General features: G+C 70.7%; 3 protein-coding genes. 1 reads left to right on the top strand and 2 read right to left on the bottom strand.

The window, feature by feature from the left end:
* The first annotated feature begins 155 nt into the window (after window positions 1–155).
* Window positions 156–854, top strand: coding sequence for an SGNH/GDSL hydrolase family protein (locus tag QZ772_RS20595; RefSeq protein ID WP_295530279.1), 699 nt, complete (start codon window positions 156–158; stop codon window positions 852–854).
* A gap of 54 nt (window positions 855–908) precedes the next feature.
* Here the strand turns inward: QZ772_RS20595 and QZ772_RS20590 are convergent, their stop codons facing one another.
* The gene (locus tag QZ772_RS20590; protein WP_295530276.1) at window positions 909–4070 is read right to left on the bottom strand and encodes an EAL domain-containing protein; all 3162 of its coding nucleotides are present in this window, start codon (window positions 4068–4070) and stop codon (window positions 909–911) included.
* 109 nt (window positions 4071–4179) lie between these two features.
* Window positions 4180–4965 (bottom strand): M23 family metallopeptidase, encoded by a 786-nt coding sequence (locus tag QZ772_RS20585; protein WP_295530273.1) that lies wholly within the window; start codon window positions 4963–4965, stop codon window positions 4180–4182.
* Window positions 4966–5292 lie beyond the last annotated feature (327 nt).

Raw genomic sequence — 5292 nt, 5'->3', positions numbered from 1 at the left:
CGGACGGTTGCGCGCTGCACCGATGCGTGGCCTGGCTTCTCCCAGTTCACCTCAAGGTTGCTTTCCAGAATCGCCCTAACATTCCTGCCGCCCGGCATTTGACCGGGCCCGCCGCTGCAGCCCCGCCGCGGCGAGATTCTTCAGGGAGTAGGGCAATGAATGAAAGAACTGCCGGCGCGGTGGCGCGGGCGTTGCCGTGGCTGGTGCTGGCAGCCGCGCTCGCGGGCTGTGCACCCAGCCGCGTTGCGTGGCGCAACTTGTCGCCGCAGGACGAGGAGCAATGGCGTCGCCAGCAGAAGATGCAGCGGCAGCCAGACTGCAGCGTCGCGCTGTGGGGCGATTCGATCCTGCATGGGGCGTACGACGGCGCCCATCGCCTGGCCGAGCCGCCGAGCGCCATCCTCAAGCGGCTGCGACCGCGCTATGCGGTGGAGGACCACTCGGTGCCCGGCGACAGCGCCCATGCGCGCCAGCCGCAGTTCGAGCGGCTCACGCTCCGGACCCGTATCGTCGTGCTGCAGTACGGTATCAACGACGCCAGTCACCGCTATCCCTACGAGCCGTCCTTCCGCGCCATGGTGGCGCATGTGAAGGCCCAGGGGCGCACGCCGCTCGTCACCGGGCTGTCGCGGGTGATCGGCGGAATGGCGGGCCGCGACGAGAACGACGCCATCGCCCGCCGCATCGCGGCCGAGACCGGCAGCGTGTTCGCCGACTGGGGCGCGGTGCGCTTCGATCCGGCCGACATGGCCGACGGCGTGCATCCGGGCCCACGGTACGCCGAGCGGTTGACCGAGCAGTTGGCGAGAGCCCTGGACCGCGTGGCGCCGGAATGCGTGACGCCCGGCGTCTGAAGCGCCCGAGCCCGCATCCACCTTGCATGCCGCACCGCCCCGCAGGGGGCGACCTCACGCCGCGACCAGTACCTCCGGCCGCCGGTCACGCAGCCAGCGCTCCAGCTCCGCGGGCGGCATGGGCCGACCGAAATGGAAGCCCTGCAACTCGTCGCAACGCGCGGCATGCAGCACCTGCGCATGCTCCGGCCGTTCCACGCCCTCGGCCACCACGCGCAGGCCCAGCGTGTGGCCCAGGCCGATGATGGCCTTCGCGATGGCCAGTTGCGCGGGGTCGTCCATCATCTGCTGCACGAAGGAGCGGTCGATCTTCAGCTTGTCGATCGGGAAGCGGTTGAGGTAGTTGAGGTTCGAGTAACCCGTGCCGAAGTCGTCGATGGACAGCGTCAGCCCCAGCGCCTTGAGCGCATGCAGCTGGGCCATCGTCTCCTCGGCCGTCTCCATCAGCGTGGATTCGGTCAGCTCCACCTCGAGGTGCGCCGGGTTGACCTGGTGGCGGTCCAGCGCGGCGCGCAGTACCTCGGGCACGCCGCTGGTGCGCAGCTGCACGGCGGACATGTTGAGCGACATGGTCAGCTCGCCCAGTCCGCTGCGCCGCCAGGCATCGTGCTGGGCACAGGCCTGCTGGATCACCCAGTCGCCCAGGGCGACGATCTGGCCGCTTTCCTCGGCGATGGGGATGAACTCGGCTGGCGGCACGGCGCCCAGTTCGGGGCTGTGCCAGCGCAGCAATGCCTCCACCCCGACGGTGCGTCCCGAGTCGGCCTCGATGCGCGGCTGGTAGGCCAGCCACAGCTCGCCGCGCTCGATGGCGTGGCGCAGGCAGGACTCGACCTGCTGGCGCTGCTGGGCGCGGGCGTTCATGGCCGGTGTGAAGAAGCGTGCGGTGTCGCGGCCGCTGGACTTGCTGTCGTACATCGCCATGTCGGCATGCCGCATGAGCGTGTCGATGTCGGCGCCGTCCTCCGGGTACATGGCCATGCCGACGCTGCACGACACGTACAGGTGCGAGCCGTGCACGTCGTGCGGCTCGCGGACGGCGGGCAGGATGCGCTGTTCCACCACCGTGGCCAGTTCGTCCGTGCCGCGCACGCCGTCCAGGATGACCATGAACTCGTCGCCCCCGAGGCGGCTGACGGTGTCCACCTGGCGCACCGAGTCGGCAAAGCGCTGCGCCACCGAGCGCAGCAGCGCATCGCCCACATGGTGGCCCAGCGAGTCGTTGATGTTCTTGAAGCGGTCCAGGTCGATGAACAGCACGCCCACGCCGCGGCCACTGGCCTGCGCCCGCTCGATGGCCTCGCGCAGCCGCTCGGCGCACAGCGAGCGGTTGGGCAGACCGGTGAGCACGTCGTGCAGCGCCAGGTAGCGGATGCGCTCTTCGCTGCGCTTGCGGTCGCTGATGTCGATGGAGGTGAAGATGTAGTGCGAGATGCGGTCCGGCCCGTCGCGCACCACGCTGGCGACGATCCAGGCTGGGTAGGCATGGCCGTCGCGGCGTCGCATCAGCACCTCGCCTTGCCAGGCGCCGCGCTTGTCCAGCACGGGCCACAGCGTGCGCAGCTGGGCGCCGTCGTCGGCCAGCAGCAGCGCCGGGCTCTGGCCCACGAGGTCCGCCAGGTCATGGCCGGTGCCTCGGCACAGCGCGTTGTTGACCGTGATGATGGCGTGCTCGGGATTGATGATGAGGATGCCTTCGGACGAGGCCTCGAAGACCTTGGCCCAGAGCTTGAGCCGCTGCTCCATGTGCTTGAGCTGGTTGATCGGCGTGAAGGCGGTGAGCATCGCCTCCTGGCCCTGGTAGTGGATCAGCCGGGCCGACAGCACGGCCCAGCCGGGGGCGCCGGCGCCCTGCCAGCGCACCTCGAACTCGTCCACCGCGCGCCGGTCGGCCAGCTGCTGGAAGAAGCGGGCGCGCACGCCCGGCTCCAGTCCCTGGGCCCACGGGTCCTGCGAGCGGCCGCCCAGCCAGGCCTGCGCCGGCGCGTTGGCATTGAGCACCTCATGGCCGGGGATGGCGGTGACCATCAGCGGGATCGGAATGGATTCGACCAGTTCGCGCTGCGCATCGGCCGCCCGGGCGGAGGCCGCCAGCTCCTGCTGGATGCGGCGCTCGCGGTCGAGCTGGGCCAGCATGTCGTTGAAGCCCAACACCAGCCGGCCGATCTCGTCGTTGCTGTCCCAGCTGGCACGCAGCGTGTGGTCACCGGTGCGGCGCACGGTGTCCACCACGTCCGACAGGCCGCGCAGCGGCTTGGAGATCTGCCGCGCCACATAGAACACCGCGCTCAGGATCAGCAGCAGCAGGAACAGCGCCGTGCCCAGGTGCAGCCACATGCGGGTGAAGAAGCCGTGCTCGCGCACGGCGAGCAGGCCGGCCATCTCGCGGCTGGTGGCGCTCCAGGCTTCGTCCAGCCGCGCGAACAGCGCCTGCTGGGCGGCGCCGAAGGTGGCCAGCGACGTGTCGTCGTGCTCCTGGGCCGCGCGGGCGGCGCGGCGGAAGTCCTCGATCGCGGCCACCAGTCGGCCGCGGGAGCCGTCCAGCGCACCGGCCAGTGGACCGCGCGCAGCGGCGAAGGCCTCGCTGTAATCGCTGCGGATGGCGGCAGCCACGGTGTCGAGCCTGCCCTCGAGGATGAAGAAGCGCGTGTTCGACTCCGTGCGCTCCAGCGGGGTTTGCGTTTCGCGATGCGCGATGAGCTGGCCGCGCATGGCGGCGCCCAGGTCCATCAGCTCAGGAAAGCGCAGCAGGAGCAGCGACATGGTGTAGTAGCTGTCCAGGTCCGGATCCAGGATCAGGTTGGACTGGTTGCCCACGCGCGTGACCAGCGCCCGGCCGCTGTCGAGTGCGGGCCGCGCCAGGGCGTTGCGTTCGGCGGCGGGCGCTGCGCTCCAGGCCTGCACGTCCTGGCGGAAATGCAGGCTCGCTTCCTCGCTTTGCAAGCCGTCGCCCCAGCGCTCCTCCACCTTCGCGAGCGTCGCGTCGTCGGCGGGTCGGGCGCCTTGCCAGCCGGCCAGGGCCAGCAGAGTCGGTCGCAGGCCGTCGATGTAGGCGCTGCCGGCGGCTTCCTTGCGACCGAAGTCGATGGCGATGAACTTCTCGTTGATCAGGATGCCGCTGATGAAGATCACCGCAGTGAGGTCCAGCAGATAGATCACCAGCAGCTTGCGGCCAACGCTGAGGCGCCCGAGGCGGCGCGAGAGGAAATTCGACATGAGGTGTGCGCTTGGACACAATTTCTTGCAACTTGCGTGCCGCGACTTCGCCCCATGTTGGTGCGCTGCGCCGGCCCGGGCGCACCACGGGCCACTGGAGCGCGCCGGGTCAGCGCGCCATGTACAACTGCGGATCGACCGCCACGCCCTGTCGGCGGATCTCGAAGTGCAGGCGGCTTTCGCCTGCGGTGCCGTCGTCGATCTCCGCGATCACGTCCCCCTGGCGCACGGTCTGTTGCTCGCGCACGCGGATGTTGCGCACGTGCGCATAGGCACTGATCACCTGGCCGCCATGCTCGACGATCACGGTGCGTCCGTAGCCGGCCAGTTCGGTCCCCACGAAGGCGACCTTGCCGTCGGCGGCGACGGTCACCGGGTCGCCGGCCTGACCGGCAATGTCGATGCCCTTGTTCTGCTCGCCGTCGAAGGTCTGGAGCACGGCGCCGGGCGCCGGGGCCGAAAAGCGGGGCATTTCCCCAGGCGTGGCGCTCAGGGTGGCAGCGCCCGCCGCTGCCGCCGCAGCCGGGGCCGCGCGGCGGGCGACCGAGCGGCCTTTGCGTGCCGGTGCCTGGCGACCGCGTGCGGCGGTGCTGCGGGAGGCCTGGGTGGGCTTGGCGCGACCGGTGTTGTGCGCCGCATTGCGGGTGGTATTGCGGGCCGGTGCGGCCTGCTTGGCCTTGTTGGCGGCGGTTTTGGCCGCCGCAGGCTTGGCAGTCTTGCTCGGGGCACGGTGAGCCGGGGCGGCCAGGGCCAGGTTGGCCGCGAGCATCAGGCTGCCGCCGATCAGGGCGGCCCAGCCCGCAGAGTGCGGGCGCGACGGCCGCAGGCGGCGGCGCAGCAGTGAAATGGGATTGAACATGGGGCGCTTGGAGCGATTGGCGGGGCGAGGGTTCACGCCGGGGCGCTGGTGGCCTGGGCCGCCAGGGCCGGGTGCCTGGCCAGCACCGCGTCGCGCGGGCCGGCATCGGCCACCCGGCCGGCCTCCATCACCACCAGGGTGTCGAAGCGGCCGAGCAGGGCCAGCCGGTGGATGGAGGCGACCACGCAGGCCTGGGGAAAGGCGGACGAGAGGCGGTCGAGCACCTGCGCCTCGGTGGTGGCGTCTAGGGCGCTGGTCGGTTCGTCCAGCAGCAGCAGCGAACTGCCGGCGGCGGCCAGGGCACCGCGTGCCAGGGCGAGGCGCTGCCGCTGGCAGATCGGAAGAGCGTCGTGTAGGGAAAGA

The organism is uncultured Pseudacidovorax sp. (assembly GCF_913773995.1).
Lineage (GTDB): Bacteria > Pseudomonadota > Gammaproteobacteria > Burkholderiales > Burkholderiaceae_C > Xenophilus.
Note: the sequence above shows the minus strand (reverse complement) of the source record. Positions and strands in the feature narration are given on the sequence as shown.

What these genes read in the sequence shown, in the direction of transcription:
- QZ772_RS20590 (WP_295530276.1), bottom strand. Translation starts at nt 4,070, where the DNA reads ATGTCGAATTTCCTCTCGCGCCGCCTCGGGCGCCTCAGCGTTGGCCGC.
- QZ772_RS20595 (WP_295530279.1), top strand. Translation starts at nt 156, where the DNA reads ATGAATGAAAGAACTGCCGGCGCGGTGGCGCGGGCGTTGCCGTGGCTG.